The 24,812-nt window shown below is 57.4% G+C and carries 23 protein-coding genes; 13 read left to right on the top strand and 10 right to left on the bottom strand.

Annotated elements, in window-relative coordinates; translation table 11 throughout:
- Nucleotides 1-249: 249 nt before the first annotated feature.
- The gene (locus DT594_RS14305; protein ID WP_149333301.1) at nucleotides 250-846 is read right to left on the bottom strand and encodes a lytic transglycosylase domain-containing protein; all 597 of its coding nucleotides are present in this window, start codon (nucleotides 844-846) and stop codon (nucleotides 250-252) included.
- Between the two features lie 153 nt (nucleotides 847-999).
- Here DT594_RS14305 and gspG point away from each other — a divergent pair, with 153 nt between their 5' ends.
- Together gspG and DT594_RS14295 are read left to right on the top strand one after the other, a co-directional pair.
- Nucleotides 1,000-1,431, top strand: a complete 432-nt coding sequence (gspG, locus tag DT594_RS14300) for a type II secretion system major pseudopilin GspG (protein WP_149333300.1) — start codon at nucleotides 1,000-1,002, stop codon at nucleotides 1,429-1,431.
- Nucleotides 1,432-1,494: 63 nt separating this feature from the next.
- Nucleotides 1,495-2,682 carry a type II secretion system F family protein gene (locus tag DT594_RS14295; protein WP_149333299.1) on the top strand — a complete coding sequence of 396 codons (1,188 nt, stop codon included), beginning with the start codon at nucleotides 1,495-1,497 and terminating at the stop codon, nucleotides 2,680-2,682.
- A gap of 56 nt (nucleotides 2,683-2,738) precedes the next feature.
- On the opposite strand, the gene DT594_RS14290 is transcribed toward DT594_RS14295, so the two are convergent.
- Nucleotides 2,739-3,725: a YhdH/YhfP family quinone oxidoreductase gene (locus DT594_RS14290; protein ID WP_149333298.1), complete on the bottom strand. Its 987-nt coding sequence runs from the start codon at nucleotides 3,723-3,725 to the stop codon at nucleotides 2,739-2,741.
- A 9-nt stretch (nucleotides 3,726-3,734) separates the two neighbouring features.
- The gene (sohB, locus tag DT594_RS14285) at nucleotides 3,735-4,754 is read right to left on the bottom strand and encodes a protease SohB (protein WP_149333297.1); all 1,020 of its coding nucleotides are present in this window, start codon (nucleotides 4,752-4,754) and stop codon (nucleotides 3,735-3,737) included.
- A 205-nt stretch (nucleotides 4,755-4,959) separates the two neighbouring features.
- Here sohB and DT594_RS14280 point away from each other — a divergent pair, with 205 nt between their 5' ends.
- From DT594_RS14280 to DT594_RS14265, 4 genes are all read left to right on the top strand, one after another.
- A complete protein-coding gene (locus DT594_RS14280; protein WP_149333296.1) occupies nucleotides 4,960-5,661 on the top strand; it encodes a histidine phosphatase family protein in 702 nt (233 codons plus the stop codon).
- A 55-nt stretch (nucleotides 5,662-5,716) separates the two neighbouring features.
- Entirely contained in the window at nucleotides 5,717-6,031 is a 315-nt protein-coding gene (locus tag DT594_RS14275; RefSeq protein WP_096347394.1) for an SCP2 sterol-binding domain-containing protein, read from the top strand.
- 619 nt (nucleotides 6,032-6,650) lie between these two features.
- A complete protein-coding gene (locus DT594_RS14270; RefSeq protein ID WP_149333295.1) occupies nucleotides 6,651-7,718 on the top strand; it encodes a phosphotransferase family protein in 1,068 nt (355 codons plus the stop codon).
- A gap of 20 nt (nucleotides 7,719-7,738) precedes the next feature.
- Nucleotides 7,739-8,506 (top strand): SDR family oxidoreductase, encoded by a 768-nt coding sequence (locus DT594_RS14265; protein WP_096347392.1) that lies wholly within the window; start codon nucleotides 7,739-7,741, stop codon nucleotides 8,504-8,506.
- Between the two features lie 23 nt (nucleotides 8,507-8,529).
- Here the strand turns inward: DT594_RS14265 and DT594_RS14260 are convergent, their stop codons facing one another.
- The 7 genes from DT594_RS14260 to DT594_RS14230 all read right to left on the bottom strand — a co-directional run bounded on the left by DT594_RS14260 (nucleotide 8,530) and on the right by DT594_RS14230 (nucleotide 14,719).
- Nucleotides 8,530-9,177: a hypothetical protein gene (locus tag DT594_RS14260; RefSeq protein ID WP_149333294.1), complete on the bottom strand. Its 648-nt coding sequence runs from the start codon at nucleotides 9,175-9,177 to the stop codon at nucleotides 8,530-8,532.
- A gap of 17 nt (nucleotides 9,178-9,194) precedes the next feature.
- Nucleotides 9,195-10,034, bottom strand: a complete 840-nt coding sequence (gene nudC / locus DT594_RS14255; protein WP_149333293.1) for an NAD(+) diphosphatase — start codon at nucleotides 10,032-10,034, stop codon at nucleotides 9,195-9,197.
- A gap of 5 nt (nucleotides 10,035-10,039) precedes the next feature.
- Complete coding sequence (locus DT594_RS14250) at nucleotides 10,040-11,659, bottom strand: FimL-related protein (protein WP_149333292.1); 1,620 nt, start codon at nucleotides 11,657-11,659, stop codon at nucleotides 10,040-10,042.
- Nucleotides 11,660-11,755: 96 nt separating this feature from the next.
- Nucleotides 11,756-12,568: a crotonase/enoyl-CoA hydratase family protein gene (locus DT594_RS14245; protein WP_149333291.1), complete on the bottom strand. Its 813-nt coding sequence runs from the start codon at nucleotides 12,566-12,568 to the stop codon at nucleotides 11,756-11,758.
- A gap of 204 nt (nucleotides 12,569-12,772) precedes the next feature.
- Nucleotides 12,773-13,495 (bottom strand): DNA polymerase III subunit epsilon, encoded by a 723-nt coding sequence (gene dnaQ / locus DT594_RS14240; protein ID WP_149333290.1) that lies wholly within the window; start codon nucleotides 13,493-13,495, stop codon nucleotides 12,773-12,775.
- Nucleotides 13,488-13,949 (bottom strand): ribonuclease HI, encoded by a 462-nt coding sequence (gene rnhA, locus DT594_RS14235; protein ID WP_096347386.1) that lies wholly within the window; start codon nucleotides 13,947-13,949, stop codon nucleotides 13,488-13,490. Before rnhA ends, dnaQ begins: the two co-directional genes overlap by 8 nt.
- Nucleotides 13,946-14,719, bottom strand: coding sequence for a class I SAM-dependent methyltransferase (locus tag DT594_RS14230; protein ID WP_149333289.1), 774 nt, complete (start codon nucleotides 14,717-14,719; stop codon nucleotides 13,946-13,948). Before DT594_RS14230 ends, rnhA begins: the two co-directional genes overlap by 4 nt.
- A gap of 102 nt (nucleotides 14,720-14,821) precedes the next feature.
- On the opposite strand from DT594_RS14230, the gene gloB reads away from it, so the two are divergent.
- The 7 genes from gloB to DT594_RS14195 all read left to right on the top strand — a co-directional run bounded on the left by gloB (nucleotide 14,822) and on the right by DT594_RS14195 (nucleotide 24,808).
- Nucleotides 14,822-15,601 (top strand): hydroxyacylglutathione hydrolase, encoded by a 780-nt coding sequence (gene gloB, locus DT594_RS14225; protein ID WP_149333288.1) that lies wholly within the window; start codon nucleotides 14,822-14,824, stop codon nucleotides 15,599-15,601.
- 75 nt (nucleotides 15,602-15,676) lie between these two features.
- Entirely contained in the window at nucleotides 15,677-17,245 is a 1,569-nt protein-coding gene (locus tag DT594_RS14220; protein ID WP_149333287.1) for a LysM peptidoglycan-binding domain-containing protein, read from the top strand.
- A gap of 87 nt (nucleotides 17,246-17,332) precedes the next feature.
- Nucleotides 17,333-19,162, top strand: a complete 1,830-nt coding sequence (locus DT594_RS14215) for an extracellular solute-binding protein (RefSeq protein WP_149333286.1) — start codon at nucleotides 17,333-17,335, stop codon at nucleotides 19,160-19,162.
- Between the two features lie 40 nt (nucleotides 19,163-19,202).
- Nucleotides 19,203-21,059, top strand: a complete 1,857-nt coding sequence (locus DT594_RS14210) for an extracellular solute-binding protein (protein ID WP_149333285.1) — start codon at nucleotides 19,203-19,205, stop codon at nucleotides 21,057-21,059.
- 2 nt (nucleotides 21,060-21,061) lie between these two features.
- The gene (locus DT594_RS14205; RefSeq protein ID WP_096347380.1) at nucleotides 21,062-22,135 is read left to right on the top strand and encodes a microcin C ABC transporter permease YejB; all 1,074 of its coding nucleotides are present in this window, start codon (nucleotides 21,062-21,064) and stop codon (nucleotides 22,133-22,135) included.
- A 2-nt stretch (nucleotides 22,136-22,137) separates the two neighbouring features.
- Nucleotides 22,138-23,172: an ABC transporter permease gene (locus DT594_RS14200; RefSeq protein ID WP_149333284.1), complete on the top strand. Its 1,035-nt coding sequence runs from the start codon at nucleotides 22,138-22,140 to the stop codon at nucleotides 23,170-23,172.
- Between the two features lies 1 nt (nucleotide 23,173).
- Nucleotides 23,174-24,808: an ABC transporter ATP-binding protein gene (locus DT594_RS14195; protein WP_096347378.1), complete on the top strand. Its 1,635-nt coding sequence runs from the start codon at nucleotides 23,174-23,176 to the stop codon at nucleotides 24,806-24,808.
- The last annotated feature ends 4 nt before the right edge of the window (nucleotides 24,809-24,812 follow it).

Below are 24,812 nucleotides of genomic sequence, written 5' to 3'. Positions count from 1 at the left end.
AAATGCGTCACCAGAACCGAGAGCAATTGCTATGCCAGAAAAAATCTAGCTATATATCAGTGACCTGCGCAAGGCGATCAGATCAAATTGGGTAATCCCCCGGAAATTGCCCACCCATTCACCCAGCAATTCCAGGTGTTGCGGAGTGTCTATTGGCAAGTAGCGCGTGAGCGGATTTTGCAACTTGAGTGAGGGTCAAACTCCCCAGGCCTGGGGAAACTTACCCGACAATGGTGGGGTAAACCTGCGTCATTTGGCTCGATGAGCCGCCTGAAGATGCTGATAGTGACGCAACACCCGGGGAACATATTTCTGCGTTTCTGCGAAGGGGGGAACCGTCCGTCCGTGCTGCTGTACTGCGCCAGGACCAGCATTGTATGCAGCCAGCGCCAGCTCAATATCGCCTTCAAACAATGTCATCAAGCTCTTCAGATAACGGGCGCCGCCACTGATATTGGAAGCCGGATCCCATATATCCGCGACGCCCATCTCGACCGCGGTCGCCGGCATCAATTGCATCAAACCAACCGCTCCTCGGGGTGACAGGGCCAGCGCGTTATAGCCGGATTCAACCTGGATAACCGCATGCAGCAAGGCCTCCGGTACGTCGTGCAGGTTGGCCGCCTCGCTGACCAGTGCGGTGTAGGCCTGGGGCTGTGACGACCCAGAGGGCCTGGTGACCGGCGTCGGTTCTGCCAGTTTTACCGGTGAAAACCCCGGGCCGGAGCGCACGTTGGTCAGGATCGTGGTGCCCGTCGCTGATACCGATGTGTAGAAGCCGGCCGCCTGCTGCGCATACGCCGGGAACACCATTAGAGACAGCACCAGTATCAGCATCGGACGCATGTTTTTATTTCCCTATTTGTTCTCCTGGACGCGGATCTCCCTTGCAAAGCACATGCCCGTGTTGCTCAGCCCCTCCCCTGACCAGTCAGCCCCGCAAAAACTTGCACAACTTTTGCATGGACAGCTTATGCGCAACTTTCAGGAGGAACAGTGATGACTTCTTACTTTCTAGACGCCGAGCAGAAAAATCGCGGCTTCACTTTGCTCGAGCTGTTGGTGGTGCTGGTGGTACTGGGGATGCTGGCAGGCATCGTGGGGCCCAAGTATTTCAAGCAACTCGGGCGTTCGGAAACCAAAATTGCCCATGCCCAGATCGAAACTCTGGTGAAAGCCCTGGACATCTACCGCCTGGAGATGGGCAATTACCCGACCGGTGAGCAAGGTTTGCAGGCGTTGGTAGAACCGCCCGGCGATTCGGTCGGCTGGGGCGGCCCCTACCTGCGCAAGGGTGTGCCACTGGATCCGTGGGGACGCGAATACGTTTACCGTTCGCCAGGTGAGCATGATGAATATGACCTGCTTTCATGGGGCAAGGATGGCCGGCCAGGTGGCGAAGGGGAAAACGTGGAAATCGTCAGTTGGTGAACTGGTGAGCACCTGTTGATCGGCCCAACTGACAACATCCCCTCATAAACCAAGGACGCAGCAATGCACTACCGGATCAAGGCCATCCAGCAGCCCAAGGGCATCGTCACCCTGAACTTCTTCACGCCTACGGCGAAAGAAGCGGAAGATCTCGCGCGCGAACAGGGTTATCGGGTGCTGGGTGTACAGCCGGTGTCCCGCTGGATGGCTGGCAGCTGGCGCAAGGAACGCTTCCCCCTGATGCTTTTCAGCCAGGAACTGGCGACGCTGCTGCGCGCCGGCCTGGCACTGATCGATGCGCTGGAAAGCCTGGCGGAAAAAGAGTCTGATCCGCAATCAGCCAAGGTTCTGTCGAGCATTATCCGGCTTCTGTACGAAGGCAAATCCCTGTCCCAGGCGCTGGGGCAGTTTCCTTGGATCTTTCCGCCGCTGTACCTGGCGTTGCTGCAATCCAGCGAAAAAACCGGCGATACCGCCGCGGCGCTGGAACGTTACGTCAGCTATCGGTACCGGCTTGAAGAGGTACGCCAGAAGATCATCAGCGCCTCGGTTTACCCGGTTCTGCTGCTGGCGGTGGGCGGGCTGGTCATGCTGTTTCTGCTGGGCTACGTGGTGCCCAGGTTCAGTCTGGTGTTCGACGGCATGGAAGGTCAGCTGCCGTGGTTGTCGCAGGTGCTGCTGTCATCAGGCCAATGGTTGAACGAGCACTACACCGCGCTCTTGCTCGGAGTGCTGATAGCCGTCTGCATAATAGTGGCGGGGTTCAAACAACCGGTCAGCAAACGAATGCTCCATCGCCTGCTAGCCAGCCTGCCGATCATCAATCAACGGCTATTTATCTATGAAATGGCCCGGTTCTATCGTTCGCTGGGCATACTTCTGCAGGGCGGCATCCCCCTGCTGACTGCGATGGAGATGGTCAAAGGGCTACTGAGTCTTACCGCGCAACTACGGCTGCAACAAGCTCGCGATCGGATCCGCGAGGGGCAATCGCTTTCACGCGTACTCGAGGAATACCAGCTATCCACACCCATCTCGATTCGTATGCTGCGTGCGGGAGAGCAATCAGGGAACGTAGGCGAAATGATGGAAAAAACCGCCAATTTTTACGACGCCGAAACCAACCGCTGGATAGATTGGTTCATCAAACTATTCGAGCCTTTGCTGATGACCTTTATCGGGTTGCTCATCGGCGGAATCGTCATCCTCATGTACATCCCGATCTTCGAACTGGCCTCAAGCATTCAATAGGCCGACCGGCCACGACCCCACTCAAGCGGGCTCGTGGCCGTATCGTTGATGCTGTGCTAATCCAGCCTGACCACCACCCGGCCAACCATCTTGCCGGCCAGTATCTTTTCGATTTCGGCAGGCAGATCATCGAGTGCGATTTCTTTTTCCAGGTTGTGCAGATCGGTCTTCCATTGCAGCGACAGCCGATCCCACATCGAGGCCTTGACCACCAACGGCTGCTCGACCGAGTCGACACCCAGCAGGTTCACGTTGCGCAAGATGAATGGCAAAACGCTGCCCTGAAACTGGGTACCGGCCGTCAGGCCGCAAGTCACGACGCTGGCACCGTACTTTAGTGACTTGACCACGTTGAACAGTATATCGCCGCCGACGGTATCCACGGCTCCGGCCCATTGCTCCTTGAGCATGGGCTTTTCCTTGCCAGCTTCCAGTTCACTGCGCTCGACAATCCGAGTCGCGCCCAACCCTTTGAGAAAGTCCGCCTGCGTGGCTTTGCCGGTAGCCGCGGCCACTTCGTAACCCAGGCTGGCAAGCATGGCGACAGCAATACTGCCAACACCGCCGGTAGCGCCAGTGACCAGAATGGGGCCCTGGCCCGGGATCATGCCGGCCTGTTCAAGCTTGTCGATACACAGCGCGGCCGTCAGGCCCGCGGTGCCAAGCACCATACTGTCACGCAGGCTCAAGCCTTCCGGACGCTTGAGAACCCAGGCTGCAGGTACACGAATGTACTCGCCGTAGCCGCCGGACGTACTCATGCCCAGATCGTAACCGGTGACGATCACCTCATCCCCTGCCGACAATTCCGGCACCGAGGAAGACTCCACCACACCCGCAGCATCGATGCCCGGGGTATGCGGGAAGTTACGCGTTACGCCCTTGTTGCCGGAGGCGGACAAGGCGTCCTTGAAGTTCAGCGATGAGTACTTGACGCGAATCAGCACTTCACCTTCCGGCAGGTCGTCGATCTGCCGGGTCGTAACATTGGAGACATAGCGGCCGTCTTGTTCGCTGACGACCAGAGCCTTGAATTCCGTCATGTGGATCTCCTACCAGAATCGCTGATTGTGAAAGCGCGAAAGCCAGGTCAGCACCAGATTGTCGAGTGCGGTCGAGACGCTGCCCGAGAGCTTCTCCTGCAACTTTTTGCGGGTAACATAATGCACTTCAAATACGTCTGCTTCATGGATCATGCGACTAATGTACTGGTCGCTGGTACTGATCTCGTCAGCCAGCGCATTGTCCAGCGCCTCAGCGCCAAACCAGACTTCACCAGTAGCCACGGCCGCCACATCCAACTTGGGTCGGTACTGAGCAACAAACGCTTTGAACAAACGATGAATGTTTTCAAGATCTTCCTGAAACTTCTCGCGGCCCTTCTCGGTATTCTCACCGAACAGTGTCAGCGTGCGCTTGTACTCGCCGGCGGTAAGCATCTCGTAATCCACGTCATGCTTCTTCAACACTTTGTTGAAGTTGGGGATCTGCGCGACCACGCCAATGGAACCAAGCATCGCGAACGGCGCGGCCAGGACCTTATCGGCAATACATGCCATCATGTAACCGCCACTGGCCGCGACCTTGTCTACACAGATGGTCAACGGCACGCCGGCCTCGCGGATACGGGTCAATTGTGACGCGGCCAGACCGTAGGCATGCACCATGCCGCCACCGCTTTCCAACTTGACGACTATTTCGTCCTTGGCGGTTGCGACTTCCAGAATCGCGGTAACTTCATGACGCAAATTTTCCAGCGCGCTGGCTTTGATATCGCCATGAAAATTCAGCACGTACACACGCTTGGACGTATCCGTGGACTTGCCCCGCGCTTTCAATTGCGCCTTGCGCTCTTTATGCCGGAGCTTGAGCGCGGCTTTACCCAGAATGGTCTCGCTTAACTTGTCGGTCATGCGATCCAGTTGATCATTCAGGCGCGTGACGCTCAACGTGCCCACCGCACGGCCCTTGCGCTCCTTGAGCGCAGACACCATTGCGACTACCAGCAGCAGCGCCACCACAAAGGTAGCGGCCTTGGCCAAAAACATAGCGTACTCAGCAAGCCATTCCACAAGCGCACTCCAGACAAACAAATTGGGGATAGATATTTGCGTTCAAGCATACAGGAACAGCCCCAGACTGGGACAAACTCGCCCGCGCCCGAATTCAAACAAGCGTATGGTTTTTTATTGACAGGGGCATGAGACGCCAATACCCTCAGCATTCAGTGTCAGGCACCTTGTCTTAGACATTTACCTTTAAAAATGGGATGACCTTGTGGGCAGTATCTATCTGATTCGGCACGGCCAGGCTTCACTAGGCGCAGAGAACTACGATGTGCTCTCGCCGATGGGTATCAAGCAGTCGAAGATTCTCGGCGAACACTATCACCGCACCGGTCTGACCTTTGACCGCAGCTACGCGGGCGAAATGGATCGGCAGATCGATACCGGCAAATATGCATTGGCGGAAATGCCGGGCTCCGACCAGCAGATTTTATGCGAGCCGGCTTTTAATGAGTACGCCGCTGACACAGTGATGCAAACCTACCTGCCGAAAGTAGCGGAAACTGAACCTGACGCCATGCACTACGTGCAGAACGCCGGGCAGTACCGCAAGGAATTTCAGAAAATTTTCAGCCAGGTCATCACTCTTTGGATTACCGAGACAAATGAGGTCAGTGGTTGCGAGCCCTGGTCTGCCTTTGTTGATCGGGTAAAAGGCGGTTTGGCCCGTGTGTTGGAAGATGCCCCTCGCGGCCAGAATATCGCAATCTTTACTTCGGGCGGCGCTATTACCGCTGCCTTGCAACTCATCACGCAAATGCCTGCGACCAGCGCTTTCGAGCTGAACTGGCAGATCGTGAACACCTCTGTAAGCCGTCTTCAGTATGGTAAAAACAAGCTCAGCCTGGCGTCATTCAACAACCAGGCTCATCTTGATCTGCACCAGCAGCCGGATTGCATTACTTACAGATAAAACGGCAACGGCATCTGACGTTGCTCCAGCAAAACCAGAAATTAAGGACACACCTATGACCAGCGTTGCAGAAATCACCAGCACAATGGAATCCAAGTTCAACCCAGCCGCAGCCGCCGGCCTGGATCTGGTTTTCCAGTTCAACATTGAAGACGACAACAACTTCAACGTCACCATCAAGGATGGCACTTGCGCCATCGCTCAGGGCGACGCTGCTACTCCTAACGTTACCCTGATCATGGACAAGGCCACTCTGGAAGGCGTCATGACCGGTGAGACTGATGGCATGCAAGCGTTCATGGCAGGCAAACTGCGCGCCGAAGGCGACATGATGCTGGCTCTGAAACTCGGCGAACTCTTCCCCGCCTGAGTAATTGCTGCATAAAAAAACCGGAGCCAAGTGCTCCGGTTTTTTTATGCCTAGATTTCTGGGTTTTGGGACAGCAATATCAAAGTCACGCAAAAGCCTGAGGTGCATCTCAGCTTGGCAGGGTGGAGAAAGTGTATAAAACAGGTCGATAATTGCTCCTGCATTATCGACACTTCCGCCATCCATGGCGGTCGGGCTTCGTATCCAAGCCTACAGGGACGTATTCACGGCGTCTTTCGGAACCCTGCCAAGCTGAGATGCGATTTACGCCGGGACCATAAAAACTGATTGTTCTGTATCCGCTTTTGATCAACACAGGCCGATGGTTCACGCCGACACGCGCAAGTACGTCCCTGTAGCTCGGCGATGGCATCCATGCCATCGACGGTCGGCTTAGCTCCACCGCCCTGCGATGATCACGGTCATTTGCGTGAACTAGAGAAGATCAAAAGCGGATTCGCTTTCCGCTCGACATTACTCTTACTCCAAAATAGCCCCAACCAATCCCATAACAACACGAACCCTGATAAGCCCTTTCAAACAAGCGTTTGAGCTTGTTCGCACCGCCCCACTGGATTAGATTAGCTGATTGTCCACGCCCCCCATTATAAGGAAAGCCATGAGCGCTACAGACCAGGCTACCCAGATCCGCGAAGGCGAAGAACTGGATGTACAAGCCGTTGACCAGTACCTCAAGAGCCAGATCCCTGGGCTCGAAGGCCAGCCCACCATCACCCAGTTCCCAGGTGGCGCATCCAACCTCACCTATCTAGTTGCGTATCCCAATCAGGAATTCGTGCTGCGCCGCCCGCCCTTTGGCAAAAAAGCCAAATCGGCCCACGACATGGGTCGTGAATACCGCATTCAGAAGCAGTTGGGTCAGGGATTCCCCTATTGCCCCAAGGTGTACGCACACTGCACCGATGAATCTGTGCTGGGTTGCGAGTTCTACGTGATGGAACGCGTTAAAGGCATCATTTTGCGTTCCGAGATTCCCGAAGAGCTCGGGCTGGATGAAGCCAAGACCCGCGAGCTGTGCAAAAGCTTTATCGACAAGTTCGTAGAGTTGCACAACCTAGATTACACCGCCTGCGGCCTGGCCGATATGGGCAAGCCTGAAGGCTATGTGAAGCGTCAGATCGAAGGCTGGATTGACCGTTATCAGAAAGCCGCCACACCCGACGCTCCAGACTGGAAACCGGTGATGGCCTGGCTGCGTGACAAAATGCCTGCCGATCATCACAAGCCAGGCCTGGTACATAACGACTATCGTTTCGACAACGTTATTCTGGATCCCGAAAACCCGATGGAAATCATCGGCGTACTGGATTGGGAAATGACCACCATCGGCGACCCGCTGATGGACCTGGGCAACACCCTCGCCTACTGGATTCAGGCAGATGACCCACAATCGATGCAGGCCATCCGTCGTCAACCCAGCCACGCGCCGGGCATGCTGACGCGGCAGGAATTTGCGGATTATTACGCAGAGAAAGCCGGCATCGAGATTCCCAACCTGGATTATTACTACACCTATGGCTTGTTCCGTCTGGCTGGCATCGTGCAGCAGATCTACTACCGTTTCTATCACGGCCAGACCCAGGATAAGCGCTTCGGCAACTTCATCCATATGAACAAGTTGCTGGAACAGTTGAGCCTCTCGGTCATCAACAAATCCACCCTATAAGCTTAAGAAGAGGACACCCCATGCAAAAGACTCAATTGTTTGATCTGGACGGTAAAGTAGCCCTGGTAACCGGCGCCAGCCGTGGCATTGGCGAGTCCATCGCCAAACTGCTGGCCCAACAAGGCGCCCACGTGATTGTGACCAGCCGCAAGATTGAAGGCTGCCAGGAAGTGGCTGACGCGATTGTCGCCGCTGGCGGCAAAGCCACCGCCATGGCCTGCCATATCGGCGAGATGGCGCAGATTACCGCCACCGTCGAAACCATCCGCAGCCAGTTTGGCAAGCTGGATATCCTGGTTAACAACGCGGCCACCAACCCCTATTTCGGCAACGTGCTGGATACCGACCTGACAGCGTTCCAGAAGACGGTAGACGTGAACATCCGCGGCTACTTCTTCATGTCAGTTGAAGCCGGCAAATTGATGCGTGAGAACGGTGGCGGCGCGATTCTGAACGTAGCGTCCGTGAACGGCATGGTGCCTGGTGACATGCAGGGCATCTACTCGATCACCAAAGCTGCGGTGATCAATATGACCAAGGTGTTTGCCAAGGAGTGTGCGCAGTTCGGCATCCGTTGCAACGCCCTGCTGCCAGGCCTGACCGATACCAAGTTTGCCTCGGCGCTGACCACCAATGATTCGATCCTGAAGATGGCTCTGCAGCGCATTCCGCTGCGCCGCGCAGCCGATCCAAGCGAAATGGCCGGTACCGTTTTGTATCTGGTCAGTGATGCGTCCAGCTACACCACTGGTGCAGCTATCAACGTTGATGGCGGCATGCTCGCCTGAGAGATAGCGCTACCGCGCGGAGGTTACTCGAAACGTTCGAGAGCCTCTGCCGCGGCCTCGTTCATAGGCACCGGCGTCAAGCCGGTCGCCCCGATCTCAAGATTGAAGGTGGCACCGTCCACCATGGGAATGAAGCGCAAGGTGAAGGCATCCGCCTCCAGCAGCGACTGCGTACCCAACCTGTCCAACCAATACCATAAATCGCGCCAGCTCGGCGTGCCATGCAATATATCCTGCTGCGGCGGCAGAGCATCGCGCTGCTGTTCAAGCGCCAGATAGCGTCCGGCCAGCCGATGCAGCCGATACCCATCCTGCAGTCCGATGGCATAACCCAAGCCCCGCCAGCGCAACACCTGTACGTCCATTTCCCACAGGTCGCCCTCCAACTTCAGGCGCAGGTCATCGTGGGAGCTCAACTGGACATTGAATTGCTGCGGCGCGACTTCGATAAACGTCAGCGTGCCCACGTTGTTGCCCATCTGGACTGGTTTGAATTGATGCAAATCCCACGCAGCCAGGGCCAGGATCAGCCCGACCAGCAGCGACAACAACAGCAGATTGCCTTTCAACCAGGACCACAACCACTCAACTCGCCAACCCTTTGCGATCACAGCGCCGAGAATCAACAGCGATACCACGCCCAGCAAGGCGGCCAATCCGTAGTACAGCATGATATCTCCAGGCCAGATCAGGCCGGCACAGGTGGAAGGGGTTGGCCGCGCCGGCGGGCCAGGTGGCAGTCTATCAACCAGCGCGAGATGGACCCAGGTGGTGGAATGCCCGGCAGATCGTCCACGTACCACCAACCGGCCTCTTCAATCTCACCGGGTTGCGGAACGATATCACCACTAACGTAACGGGCGTGGAAGCCCATCATCAAGGAGTTCGGGAAGGGCCAGTTCTGGCTGCCGAGATATTCAAGCTGATCCACTTCGACGCCGACTTCTTCCATCACCTCACGATGCAGACATTCCTCGACCGACTCGCCTGGCTCGATAAAGCCGGCCAGGGTACTGAAAAAGCCGGGACGAAAATGCGGTGAACGAGCCAGCAGCACCTCATCACCACGAGTAATCAGCACTATGATGCATGGCGCCAATTTCGGGTACTGACGCAGATCACAGGCGGAACACTCCATGGCCCGCTCTTCGCCCCGCGGTTGCATGGTGGCACCGCAGCGGCCGCAGAAGCGATGGCTGTCGTACCAGGCCTCCAACTGTTGCGCCAGACCAAGCAAACGATATACGTCATCATCCACCTGTCCGATCAGCGTGCGCAGGCCATGCCAACTAAGACCGGGCAGGTCCACCGGATCGCTGATGCGCAGCAGATGACACGCGGTATTATCCAGATGGCCAATCAGTAGATGAAAATCGGTGTTGCCGAGAAAGCGCATGCTGTCCGGGTCGTGCAGGAAGCGACCCTGGTACATGGCGAATTTCTGTTCATGGAAAACCACAACCAGGTCATTGTCTTGGATCTTCGCTGTGCGCGTTGCGGCGATAAAGCGTTTGTCACTCTGTTTCATGCTACTTAGGGTCCTGCCAGGGTGTAGCCCAGTTCAGCCAGACTTTCTTCGGCCAGGGTCAATACATCGGTGGTGGCGACGGCGGAGCGTTCGGCCGACTCCAGATAGAATTCGATGCTGGTCAAAGCGTCAGCCAATACTTCCAATTGCTGGGCCTTGGGGACGTCGCGGCGCTCAAGCATGACTTCCTGAATAAAACGGCCGGACAAATTGATGATACTCGCTGCTCGGGTCATGCCCAAAAATATCAGACCGCCGCGCACGGTTTCCAGGGTAGAGGGTACGTTCATCAAATGCATGATGTCGTTGCCTGATTCCATGTAAGCGGTGATTGCACGCTTGGCCAGAGAAAGACCGGCCTGGGACTCTTCGATCAGCACGATGCGTGCTTCTTTCAGCTCGACCGGCTCCTTGCTGTCACCCGGGACCGAACCGGGTACCGGACCCACATCGCTGCCCCGCTCGTCCAGACGATTCACCGCGGTTTCCGCCATAAGTACCGCGTCGGCTATTTGTTCAAGCAGCTCTATGTCGGCACTCTTCCAGCTGCTGAGTTGCTCGGCCGCCGCTTCGATAGCCGCAGCGGCTTCTGGCAAGTCAAGCATCGACAGCGTCTTCCAGAGACGCTGAAGCGCGCCGCCCAGCGTTTCCAGCGATTGCTCCGGATCGCCGGCGTTTCTCGCCAGCAGGTCAAGCAGGTCTTTGATCGCCGTGAGTTCTTCGCGTAGCGCTTCCGCCACCGAGCGCATGACATCCACACCCGGCCCACGCAGGCGATGGAATGAGGACTGCAGCTCCAGCTCGGTATAGCCGGTATCGGGCAACCTCAGGGCCGCTTTGACTTCTTCACAGCGTTCACAAGAGGCATCGCCAAGCGCTACAAGAAAAGCCAATTCGCGAAGCAGTTCGGGGTTGTTGGCTGGCGCCGGCGATGGCTGACGCACGGCACGCTTCTTGATCTCACGATCGAGCTGCGAGAAAAGCCGTTTGCGCGGCGACGACAACTGCAACGGGGTCTTTTCGATGGCTTCCAGCGCGGCGGCCGCAACCCAGCATAAGGTTGCAGCGCTTGGGTCCAGCGTTGACTGCCAGCGCACCAAAGCACGCTGCATCAGCGGCGCGGAAGCGGCCAGACCATCATCACGGATCATGCCCAGCAAGCCCAACTGGTACATTTGCCGCAGACGATTGAAGGTACGGCCATCGAGTGGCTGCTGCTCTTGCTGGCCACGCAATGTCAATGGCAGAGATTCTGCGGTCAGGCTATAGAAGTGGCTATCCGACAACGCCGGAACGCCGGGGCGATTGGCGCGTAATTGATTGATGGTGGGCAGCAACAGCTCCGGTCGTTCAAAACCCTGGTGCCGGCACTGCTGCAAATAACGTTCGAGCAAAAACAGGCTGTCGCACAACGCCGAAAGCGGTTCGTTGCGATCGGTGCCGTCATGCTCGGGAATATCCGTGGCCAGCGCGATCATCTCTGCCAGCAGCAAGGCTGCACCGCGCAGCTCGATCAACGTCAGGGTGCCGCGCAGCTGCTGCAGCCCCTCGATGGCCTGTTGCAGCAAGCTGCCATTGTGGCGGTCTTCCAGAAACTGCTGGAGCAGATCTTCCACTTCACCCATGCTGGTGAAGAGCTCTTCCCTGACAAGATCTAATGATGTGGCGCCTGTTAACATCGTATTGTGTCTCCCCACCGTCCCTGCTGTGCCCTGACCGCCTCAGTCTGCGAAATCAGCGGTCTTTTTAGCCATATGCGCCATCATGGCCAGCTTCAGATCTTCGGATTGAAGCATTGCTGCATTCCATGTAGCTATATAGTTGAGACCATCTTCAACACTGTGGTCGCGACTATAGCGAATCATTTCCTTGGTACCGCGTATGGCCAGCGGTGATTTGCTGGCAATCTCACCTGCCACCGCCATGACGCCCGAAAGCAGCTCGGCATGATCGGCAAAAGTTCTGTTGACCAGCCCCATGCGCGCCGCCTCATCGCCGTCAAAGGCACGGCCAGTGTAGGCCAGCTCCCGCATCATGCCATCACCAATGAGGTGGGGCAATCTTTGTAAAGTACCGACATCCGCGGCCATGCCCATGTCAATTTCCTTGATGGAAAAATGCGCATCAGGGGTGGAATAACGCATGTCGCAGGCGCTGATCAGATCAATGGCGCCACCAATACAGTAGCCATGAATGGCGGCGATGACGGGCTTGCGGCAGGTGTCGATGACATTGAACGAGGTTTGCAGGCGCAACACGTTGCGGCGAATGATCTCGGCGTTACGGCCAATGTCCTTGCCCATCTCGGAAGACGCCTGAGCCAGCAGCTGCAAATCGATGCCCGCGGAGAAGTGCTTGCCCGCTCCGGAGACGACCACCACGCGAACGCTGTCGGTGCGGTCTACCCAGTCAAAAGCCTGGATAATCTCTTCCCAGAAGGCCTTATTCATCGCATTGACCTTGTCAGGCCGATTGATCTGAATGTGGGCAATATTGCCGGTTTGTTCCACCAGCAGGGTTTGATACTCAGGCATGACTGCGCTCCCGGGATACTTTAGCCAAACGCGGCGATAATGTGTTCAAACCAGACTATAACAAGCATTAAGGATCAATGGCATAGCTCAGGCTGCTCGGGTACTGGGTGAAGCAAAAAGCCAGCATTCGGCCGATCTGTTCGTGGGACCTAACGGCCGGGGCTATCTGGCGGAACCTATCCGGCCGAGCCTACCCGGCCGGACCTATCCGGCCGAACCCTCCCACACCACAAACCCGGCGGCCTTTTCGATCGCCGCGAGCCGCTCGGTATGCGCATCCAGTTCAGCCGGGCTGGGCATGACCACTTTTAGGGCGCCGCGCTTGCTCGAGTCGAGCCGGCGGATACTGGTCACGCCGTGGCTATTGGTGTCGCTTTCTGCGCCCTGCCCGGCCAACAGCAGTGCCGTCTGGCCGCCGGTCATGGTCAGGTAAACGTCAGCCAGAATCTCCGCGTCGAGCAAAGCGCCGTGCAGGTCGCGCTGGGAGTTGTCGACCATGTAGCGCTTGCACAGCGCATCCAGACTATTGCGCTGACCAGGATGCTTCTCCCGGGCCATCATCAGCGTATCAACCACGCCGCAATGATCGCCCATCTTGCCGAGCAGACCGCCGAGGCGTTCCAGCTCCATATCCAGAAAGCCGATATCGAACGCTGCGTTGTGGATGACCAGCCGGGCGCCTTTGACGAACTGCATGAAGTCATTGGCTACGTCGGCAAACAATGGCTTGTCGGACAGAAACTCGTCGCTGATGCCGTGGACCGCGAACGCACCTTCTTCCACTTCCCGTTCGGGATTGATGTAGACGTGGAAATGCCGGCCGGTCAGGCGCCGATCAAGTAGTTCGACGCAGCCGATCTCGATGATGCGGTGGCCGTCCTTGGGATCGATGCCGGTTGTTTCCGTGTCGAGTACCACTTCACGCATGTTTCGGACTCCGTTTCGCCAGCACGTCCTGCACTCCCAGATTGGCCAACTCGTCAGCCAGATCGTTTTCTCTATGGCCGCTGTGGCCTTTGACCCATCGCCACTCCACCTGATGCTGATTGACTAACGCATCGAGCTGCATCCACAGGTCGGCATTCTTCACCGGTTGGCGGCTGGCCGTTTTCCAACCGCGCTTTTTCCAGTTCGGCATCCATTCACGAATGCCTTTCATCACGTATTCCGAATCGGTGGTGAGCAATACCGGCGCCGGCTTTTTCAGCGCTTCCAACCCGCGGATCGCCGCGGTGAGCTCCATGCGATTGTTGGTCGTCTGCAACTCGCCGCCGTACAGCGATTTTTCGTGCTCGCCCAGGCGCAGCAATACGCCCCAGCCACCGGGTCCGGGATTACCCTTGCAGGCCCCGTCGGTAAAAATCTCGATCGTGTGCGTCATTCACTCTTCCGTTTCTGCGTGCGCCGGGTACCCACCGTCAGGGGCGGCAAATTCAAGGCTGGAAAGGCTCTGGCGGGCTGCTTGCGCGGAGTTACTCCGTACATTTGCCGGCGTGCGATCAGGCAGTAGAAGCCGCCCACCGGTAGATTATGCCGTTCCCCGAAACGCTCGAGAAAGACCATCCTGTCCAGCCACTTCTGTGTGGCAAGCGGCGGACGATAGCACCCATTAATGCGTTTCTCCACAGCAAAACCCAGGACTTCCAACCAGTCGGCAAGGCGCGCCGGACTGACAAACCCGGCCTCACTCAGCCAACTGCGGCCGGCGAAATGATTCAGCCCCCAGCTACTCCAGGGATTGAAGCCAAGAATAATTATGTGACCGCCAGCGCGCACCGCCTGACTGGCTTCACGTAACAAGGTGCGTGGCGAGAGGCAGAAGTCCAGGCCGTGGTGCAGCAGCACCACGTCCAGCGACTGCGCAGCGAACGGCCATTGATCTTCCTGTAAAGGCATGGCGGGCGGCTCGGCAATCAGATCGAAATGCCAGCGATTACGCAACACCTCCTGACTGCCATCAAGCAACGACGGGGCCAGCCCATATTGCACCAGATGCTGTCCAAAGCAGCGCTGCAACGCCTCCTCGATCACCACCTGCTGAGACTGCAGCAGCATTACTCCGGCGGGCGTGTCCAGCCAACCGCGGGCCACTCTTAGCAGGTCCATCAAGTCGGCCTGGCTGATGGAGCCGGACCGGTCATCAATCAACATCGAGCCTCCGTTGGCGTCACGCCTGAGTTCTTGAGCACCAGGTTTGCCAAGCCACTCGGCGCCTGTACTATAAAAGCATATTCCTTTCAGGGTGCTTTAGACATGCTCGAATTCATAGCATTACCAGCCTTCCAGGACAATTACATTTGGCTGATTCTCGACACCCAGAACAACCGCGCCGCGGTGGTTGATCCTGGTGATGCGGTCCCGGTGATCACCTGGCTGGGACGACATCCCGAATACGATCTGACGCATATGCTGATCACCCACCATCACCGGGATCATACCGGCGGCCTGGCCACCATCAAGGCGGCCACCGGCTGCAAGGTTTGGGGTCCGGCTGCCGAAGACATTCCCGGCCTGGATCGCAGATTGGTGGACGATGAAACAGTCAGCCTTTTCGGCCTGGACCTGCGAGTAATCTCCGTGCCCGGCCATACCCGCGGGCATATTGCCTTCTATTGCAATGAGCCCGGTGCACCCTGGCTGCTGAGTGGCGATACCTTGTTCGCTGGCGGCTGCGGCCGGCTATTCGAGGGGACGGCCGAACAAATGCACCGCTCGCTTCAGCGCCTTGCTGCCCTGCCCGATGACACGCGGGTTTATTGTGCGCATGAGTACACCCAGGCCAATCTACGTTTTGCCCGCGCAGTCGAGCCTGAAAACAACGATATCAAGGTGCGCTCCGAAGTGGTGGATGATCTGCGCGCAGCAGGACGCATGACCCTGCCATCGAGCATTGGCCTGGAGAAGAAAACCAACCCCTTTCTGCGTTCCGCAGTGGCACAAGTGAACCACGCGGCGGCGGCCCATGCTGGCGAAGAGGCCGGTACAGAGGTCGCGACCTTTGCCCGGATCAGGGCCTGGAAAGACAGCTTCTGAGGTTTCTGTGGAATGGTTCCTTGACCGCCGAAGGGTGACTTCCTAGAATCGAGCCAATTTTCAACGGACCAGCCTATGTGTTTTTCTGATCCACGCTCGTATTCATTCACAAAAATACTGTTTGCGTGCCTGCTGATTGCGGGCCTTGCAGGTTGCCAGTCATCGCCCAGCACTTCTCGCTCCGGGTTGGGTAACAACCCTACAGACGCCGAACGCAAGGAAGCACGGCAGATCACTTTACTGCGTACCGCGCGCACGCCTCGCAGCGCAGACGAGATCGAATCGGTCTACACCCTGTGGAGTCGGATTCGTCAGGGTTTCATGCTCGACCCCGGCGCAATCGACAATCCGCGGGTGACTCAGCAACGCCTTTTATATACTGCTCAACCACGCTATTTCGAACTCACCAGTCCGCGCGCCGAACGCTATATGCACTACGTCGTGGAGCAGTTGGATGCCCGGCAGATGCCCCTGGAACTGGCTTTGCTGCCCTTTGTGGAAAGCGGCTACAACCCCATGGCGATGTCCAGCAGCAGCGCGGCCGGCATCTGGCAGTTTATCCCCTCCACCGGCGAAGTCTTCTCCCTGCGCCAGGATTGGTGGTACGACGGGCGCCGTGACATCACCGCCTCTACTCAGGCAGCTCTCGATTACCTGAGCAAGCTGTCCGACATGTTCGGCGGCGATTGGTTGCTGGCGATTGCCGCCTATAACTGTGGTGAGGGCTGTGTAGGACGGGCCATCAAACGTAACCAACAGCTTGGCCTGCCTACCGACTACTGGAACCTGCAACTGCCGCAGGAAACCATGAACTACGTGCCCAAGCTGTTGGCGATGTCGCAGATCATCGATCGCCCGGGCCTGCATGGCCTGGTGCTGCCGGAGCTGGCCGATACGCCGTACTTCACTGAAATCGAGATCAAGCGTCAGCTGGACCTGCACAAGGCCGCCGAACTGGCCGACATGCCCACTGAAGATTTCATGTTGCTCAACCCCGCGTTCAAACAACGCATGACCTCTCCCCAGGGCATCTACCGCTTGCTGGTGCCGGTGGACCGGGCTGAGCAGTTCAGCACCGCCCTGGCGCGGCTACCGGAAAGCGAGCGGGTCAGTTATCTGCACTATCAGGTGCGCTCGGGCGACACCCTGTCGCAGATTGCCCGCCGTCACCAGTTGAGCGTCCCGGCCATCCGCGATGCCAACCAGCTCAGCGGCAATGTGATCAATATCGGCCAGACCCTTATTTTGCCGCAGATGGGTGCAGGCCCAGCCGCGCCCCGTCAGCCTGCGGCGCAAGTAGTGGCAAGCCAATCGGTGTATCGCGTCAAAGCCGGCGACAGCCTGTGGAATATTTCCCGGGCGCACGGCGTCAGTATCAGCGCGCTACGTGAGCACAATAGTATCGACGCCAATCATTCGCTGAGCGTAGGTCAGAGCCTGCGCATACCGGGCAACCGCAGCACGGCTAGTGCAAACACCGCCGGTTCTTCCAGTCCCCGTTCGATGGTCTATACCGTCAAAGCCGGAGATTCGCTATACAGTATTGCCCGACAGTTCAATATAAGCATTGACCGCATTCGTAAAGAAAACCCCTTGGGCAGTCATTTGCGGCCGGGGCAACAGCTCACTTTACTGTTACGCTGAGGCTGTTACGCTACACCCCTGTGAGGCTTTCACCGGCCTGGCGGTAATGTTAGCGTGATAGCCTGTCACGCCCCATCCAGAGCTGCTATGAACTTCAGGTTATTATTCACATCACTGTTGATATTGTTCATCTGGACCGATGCTGGCGCAGCGGTATACCGTCAGCATGGGTACGCCCTGTATGGCCAACCACGTTACCCCGCCGATTTCGAGCACCTGGACTACGTCAACCCGGACGCGCCCAAGGGCGGCACGCTGCGGGTTATGGGCACCGGCACCTTTGACACCCTCAACCCCTATACCTTGAAGGGCACCAGCCCGGTCAATACCGGCAACTTCGTGCATTACGGCGTGACCGAACTGAACGAAACCCTGATGGTCGGTAGCGGCTTGTATGACCCGTCTGGCGATGAGCCCTACTCTTCCTATGGCCTGATTGCCGAAACCCTGGAATTTTCCGACGACCGCAGCTGGGTGGTGTTCAACCTGCGTGAAGAGGCTCGCTTCCACGATGGGCATGGCATCACCGCTGAAGATGTTGCCTTCAGTTACCGGTTGCTGAGTGAAAAGGGTCACCCGAATTATCGCTCGATGCTGCAGGATGTAGAGCGCGTGGATGTGCTGGGCAAACACCGCATTCGCTTCGTGTTCAGCCGCGCCGATAACCCGCTGATGATTCTGCGCCTGGGCGAGCTGCCGATACTGCCTGCGCATTACTGGCGCGATCGCGATTTCGGAGAAACCACCTTTGAGCCCGGACTGAACAGCGGACCGTATCGGATTACCGATGTCGCCCCGGGGCGTCGTCTGTCCTTTGAGCGCGTCAAGGATTACTGGGGCAAGGATCTGCCGATCAACCGCGGGAAATACAACTTTGACCGGCTTGAAGCCGAGTTCTACCGCGATAACAATGTTGCCTTTGAAGCCTTCAAGGCGGGCGAATTTGACTTCTATTTTGATCACAAAGCCAGTAACTGGGCCAATGCCTACGACTTCCCGGCAGTGCGTGACGGCGAAGTAGACAAGCGCGAGGTAAAGCACCAGATCCCCAGCGCGACCCAAGCCATGTTCTTCAACACCCGGCGCACGCCTTTTGATCAGCGCAGCATGCGCGAAGCGCTGGGCATGCTGTTTGATTTCGAGTGGTCCAATCGGGTGTTGTTCTACGACGCCTACCGCCGCTCCGAGAGCTACTACCCCAACAGCCCCTTCAGCGCGACCGGGCTACCGGCCGGGCAGGAGTTCTTGTATCTGAGCGAGCACCGTGAAGAGCTGCCCCGGGAGCTTTTCTTCGAACCCTTCCGTCTGCCCACCACTGACGGCCGCGGCATTTCCCGGGACAGCCTGCGCCGAGCGGTGGAGTTGTTTGAACAGGCCGGCTGGACGCTGCGCAATGGCCGCCTGCAGAACGCCGATGGCGATCAGCTGATATTCGAGGTATTGCTGGTCAATCCCAGCCTGGAACGCATCATCCAACCCTACCGAACCAATTTAGCCCGCCTGGGCATCGACATGCGCATACGTACGGTTGACCGGGCGCAATACAAATCGCGGCTGGATCAGTTCGATTACGACATGATCCTCGCGACCTTGCCGCAAAGTCTGTCACCTGGCCTGGAGCAGCACGGTTATTTTCATTCCAGCCAGCGCAACGTCAAAGGCAGCCGCAACTATGCCGGAATCGACAACCCGGTGGTCGATGACCTGATCGAGAAACTCCTGGCCGCAGGCAACCGCGACCAGCAGATAGCCGCAGCGAAGGCGTTGGACCGGGTACTATTATGGGAACACTATACAATTCCGAACTGGTATATTGATTACCATCGCATAGCCCACCGGGAATGGCTTAAATCCACCGCGACGCCGCCCTACTCGCTGGCGATACGCACCTGGTGGAAGATGCCGGACACTGAATAGAAACACTGTTTAAAACCGTCTACAAAAACAAGGTCACTGGATGCACCCTATACTCAAAACGCTCTGCGGATGCGCCTTGATCACTGTCACCGGTCTTGCTCACGCACAACCGGCGCCGCAGCCCTCGGCGGGTAGCCACGCACTAACCCTGTACGGCGAACCGCCGGCCTACTCGGCGGATTTCAAGCATTTCGACTACGTCAACCCGGACGCTCCTAAAGGCGGTACCTTGCGGCAGTCCGGCTTTGGCAGTTTCGATTCGTTGAATGGTTTCATCACGCGCGGCAACAGCGCCTCCGAGCTGTCGCTTATTTACGACACCCTGACGTTTCATTCGCTGGATGAACCCTTTACCGAATACGGGCTCTTGGCTGAGCGCATAGAGCGGGCCGAAGACGGCACCTGGGTACGCTTTTACCTGCGCCCGGAAGCACGCTTTCATGATGGCGAACCCGTGACAGCCAGTGACGTTGTTTTCACCTTCAATACCTTGATCGAACAGGGTGCACCTTTCTACAAAGCCTATTACGCTGATGTGACAGAGGTGGTCGCGGAGAACGAACACAGTGTGCTGTTTCGCTTCCGTGACGGCGGAAACCGTGAACTGCCGCTGGTTATCGGCCAACTGCCGGTGTTCCCTGAGCATTACTGGGCGGAGCGAGACTTCAGCCGAACCACGCTGGAACCACCCTTGGGTAGCGGACCCTATCAAATCAGCAACGTCAGTGCCGGGCGCAGCATCACCTATGAGCGGGTCAAGGATTACTGGGCTGCGGACTTGCCGGTACAGCGCGGCTTCTACAATTTCGACCATGTCGTCATCGATTATTACCGGGACACCGGTGTGGCCCTGGAAGCATTCAAGGCGGGTCGCTTCGATGTCAACCAGGAAGTCAGTGCAAAGAACTGGGCGACCGGCTACGACAGCCCGCCCCTGCGCGACGGCAGTATCATCAAGGAAGAGATCCCCAACCTCAACACTCAGGGCATGCAGGGCTTTGTCTTCAACACCCGCCGCAGCTACTTTGCCGATGTGCGAGTGCGTAAGGCGATCAGCCTGCTGTTCGACTTCGAATGGTCCAATGGCAGGCTGTTCCACGACGCCTACACCCGTACCGAGAGCTTTTTCGACAACTCCGAATTGGGCGCCACTGGCACCCCGGACGAGGCCGAACTGGCGCTGCTGGAGCCATGGCGTGATCAGTTATCCGAGGAGGTGTTTGGCCCGGCCTACAGCCCACCGGTAACCGACGGCAGCGGGATCATTCGCGACCAGATGCGCGATGCTTATGCGCTGCTGCAGGAAGCTGGCTGGAAGATCGTCGATGACCGTCTGGTCGATGCCGAAGGCAATCAGCTGAGCTTTGAGTTTCTGATCGTGCAGGCCGACTTTGAGCGCGTGGTGCTGCCGTTCAAGCGCAATCTGGCGTCACTGGGTATCGAACTGACCCTGCGCCGCGTCGACACCTCGCAATACATCAATCGCCTGCGTTCACGCGACTTCGACATGGTCGTCTCTGGTTTCGGCCAGTCCAACTCGCCAGGCAATGAGCAGCGCGAGTACTGGCATTCATCGAGTGCCGACAACCCCGGCAGCCGCAACCTGATGGGCCTGCGCGACCCAGTTGTGGACGCGCTGGTAGAAGGGCTGATTCAGGCCGACTCGCGCGAATCGTTAGTAACCCACACCCGCGCGCTGGATCGGGTATTACGCGTCGGTCACTATCTGGTGCCGAACTTCCATACCAAGGTCTACCGCGTCGCCTACTGGGACAAATTCTCCCACCCGGAAACCTCCCCTCGCTATGATCTGGGGCTATATACCTGGTGGGTTGATCCGGCCAAAGAGGCCGAATTGAAAGAGGCTCCGGCGCTGATAGAACAACAGGAAAACTAAGCATGCTGGCTTATATTGTCCGCCGTCTGCTACTGATCATCCCTACCCTGTTCGGCATTCTGCTGATCAATTTCCTGATTATCCAGGCCGCGCCAGGCGGCCCGGTCGAACAGATGATCGCCAATCTGGAAGGATTTGAAGGCGCTACCAGCCGGATTTCCGGCAGCATGCAGGGTGAGGTCGCCAGTGGCGGCAGTTACCGCGGTGCGCAAGGCCTGGACCCGGATATCATCGCCGAAATCGAACGCATGTACGGCTTTGACAAGAGCGCTCCCGAGCGCTTCTGGCTGATGATCAAGGGATATATGACCTTTGACTTTGGTGACAGCTTCTTCCGGGATGAAAGCGTTATTAATCTGATTCTTGAGAAAATGCCGGTTTCCATATCGCTGGGCCTGTGGACTACCTTGCTGACCTATCTGATTTCCATTCCGCTGGGCATTCGCAAGGCGGTGCGCCACGGCTCGACTTTTGATATCTGGACCAGCTCGTTAATTATTGTCGGCTATGCGATCCCCGGATTCCTGTTGGCGATCCTGCTGATTGTGGTGTTTGCCGGTGGTAGCTACCTGGACTGGTTCCCGCTACGCGGGCTGACCTCCAACAACTGGGAGGAGCTGAGCGACTGGGAAAAGGCCAAGGATTACGCCTGGCATCTGGTGCTGCCCATTACTGCAATGGTTATCGGCAGTTTCGCGACGCTGACGATGCTGACCAAGAACTGTTTTCTGGATGAGATCGGCAAACAGTACGTGGTCACCGCCAAAGCCAAGGGCCTGTCTGCCGGGCGAGTGCTGTACGGCCACGTATTCCGTAATGCGATGCTGTTGATTATCGCTGGTTTTCCGTCAGCGCTGATCAGCGTGTTCTTCACCGGCGCACTGCTGATTGAGGTGATCTTCTCGCTCGATGGTTTGGGCCTGCTGGGCTTCGAGGCGGCGATCAACCGTGATTACCCGGTCATGTTCGGCACGCTGTACATCTTCACCCTGCTCGGCCTGGTGGTGAAATTGATCGGTGATATCACCTACACCCTGGTCGATCCGCGGATCGACTTCGAAAGCAGGGAGGGCTGAGCATGGCGCTGAATTTCAAACTCTCCCCCCTCAACCGCCGGCGCTTTGCGCTGTTCAAGGCGAACAAGCGCGGTTGGTGGTCACTGCATATCTTCATGGTGCTGTTCGTGCTCAGTCTGGGCGCGGAGATGGTCGCCAATGACAAGCCGCTGCTGGTCAAATACGAAAACAGCTACTACTTCCCGGTCTTCAAGCGCTACGCGGAAACCGAATTTGGTGGCGAATTTCCAATTGCTGCGGATTACCGTAGCCCCTATGTTCAGCAGTTGATTGAAGAGCAAGGCGACGGCTGGATGCTTTGGCCGCCGATCCCGTTTTATTACGACACCATCAATTACGACCTGGAACTGCCCGCCCCTGCCCCGCCTTCCGCCGACAACTGGCTGGGCACGGATGACCAGGCCCGGGACGTCAGTTCACGGGTGATCTACGGCTTCCGTATTTCCGTGCTCTTTGCGCTGACACTGACCATTCTCAGCTCGATCATCGGTGTGATCATTGGCGCGGTGCAGGGGTTCTACGGCGGCAAAATGGATCTGTTCGGCCAGCGTTTTATCGAAATCTGGTCAGGACTGCCGGTACTTTATCTGCTGATTATTCTGGCCAGCTTCGTGCAACCAAACTTCTGGTGGTTGCTCGGCATCATGCTGCTGTTCTCGTGGATGGCTCTGGTAGATGTGGTCCGGGCGGAGTTCCTGCGTGGTCGGAATCTGGAATATGTGCGCGCGGCACGTGCGCTGGGCGCCAACAATCGCATCATTATGTTTCGCCACATTCTGCCCAATGCCATGGTTGCGACCCTGACGTTTTTCCCGTTCATTCTTACCGGAGGCGTTATCACACTGACCTCACTGGACTTTCTCGGCTTCGGCTTGCCGGCTGGCTCGCCCTCATTGGGCGAGTTGATTGCCCAAGGCAAGGCCAACCTGCAAGCGCCCTGGCTCGGCGTCACCGCCTTCGTTGTGCTGTCGCTGATGCTCAGCCTGCTGGTATTTATTGGCGAGGCGTTGCGTGATGCCTTCGACCCGAGGAAATGACATGTCTGATCAGCCGTTGATACGGATCGACAATCTGAGCGTGGCCTTCCGCAGCGAGACCGAGGAAGTCATGGCGGTGCGCGGTGTGAGCCTGGACATCCGCGCAGGCGAAACCCTGGCGCTGGTCGGTGAAAGCGGCTCGGGCAAATCGGTGACTGCGCACTCGATTCTGCGCCTGCTGCCCCACCCGCAGTCACGCCACCCCAGCGGTCAAATCCTGTACAAGGGCGAAGATCTGCTGAAGGCCAATGAAAAGCGCCTGCGTCAGGTACGCGGCAATCGTATTTCAATGATCTTTCAGGAGCCAATGAGCTCGTTGAACCCGCTCCACAGTGTCGAGCGGCAAATCAACGAGGTGCTGTTTCTGCACAAGGGCCTGGATAAAAAGGCCGCCCGGGCGCGTACTCTGGAACTGCTCGAACTGGTTGGCATACCCGAGCCGGCCAAGCGCTTGACTGCCTACCCGCATGAGCTCTCTGGCGGCCAGCGGCAGCGAGTGATGATCGCCATGGCGCTGGCCAATGAGCCCGAGTTGCTGATTGCCGACGAGCCAACCACAGCGCTGGACGTTACCGTGCAGCTGAAGATTCTCGAGCTGCTGAAATCGCTGCAGGAAAAACTCGGCATGGCGCTGCTGCTGATCAGCCACGATTTGAATCTGGTGCGCAGAATTGCCCATCGGGTATGTGTCATGTATCAGGGTCGCGTCGTCGAAGAGAATGATTGTGCAACACTGTTCGCAGATCCAAGGCATGAATACACCCAGCGGCTGATTGCCGCCGACCCGTCCGGCAGCCCGGTGCAGGTCAAAGTGGACGCGCCGCAGATCATGCGTGTGGAGCAGCTCAAGGTCTGGTTTCCGATACGCCAGGGCGTACTGCGCCGGACTGTAGACCATGTAAAAGCGGTCACCGATGCCAGCTTTACGCTCAAGCAAGGTCATACGCTGGGCATTGTTGGCGAGAGCGGATCGGGCAAAACCACACTAGGTCTGGCGTTGCTCAGGCTGGTGGAAAGCCAGGGTCTGATTGAATGCAATGGTCAGCGTCTGGACGGGCTCAGTCAGGACGACGTCAGGCCCATGCGGCGGCAGTTCCAGGTGGTTTTTCAGGACCCCTTTGGCAGTTTGAGCCCGCGTATGTCGGTGGCGCAGATCATCAGCGAAGGGCTGGAGATCCACAAGATCGGCGACGAGCAGGAACGCGAGCAGATGGTTATTCAGGTGCTGCAGGAAGTAGGCCTGGACCCGGCTACCCGGCACCGTTATCCGCACGAGTTTTCCGGCGGCCAACGGCAGCGTATTGCCATTGCCAGGGCCCTGGTGCTCAAGCCATCGCTGATCCTGCTGGATGAACCCACCTCAGCACTGGATCGTACGGTTCAAGGTCAGGTGGTGGAGTTGCTACGCGATCTGCAAGACAGGCACAATTTGAGTTATCTGTTTATTAGCCACGACCTGGCGGTGGTCAGAGCTTTGAGTCACGAGCTGATGGTAATACGCCAGGGACACATAGTAGAACAGGGGTCGGCAAGTGCGATATTTGCCTCGCCGCAACACGACTATACTCGTCAGTTGCTAGAGGCAGCATTTGCCCACCCGGTATCCGTCAACAAGGCCCCGACAACAGTGGCCTAGTAAA

The organism is Halopseudomonas laoshanensis (genome assembly GCF_008365385.1).
Classification (GTDB): Bacteria; Pseudomonadota; Gammaproteobacteria; order Pseudomonadales; family Pseudomonadaceae; genus Halopseudomonas; species Halopseudomonas laoshanensis.
Note: the sequence above shows the minus strand (reverse complement) of the source record. Positions and strands in the feature narration are given on the sequence as shown.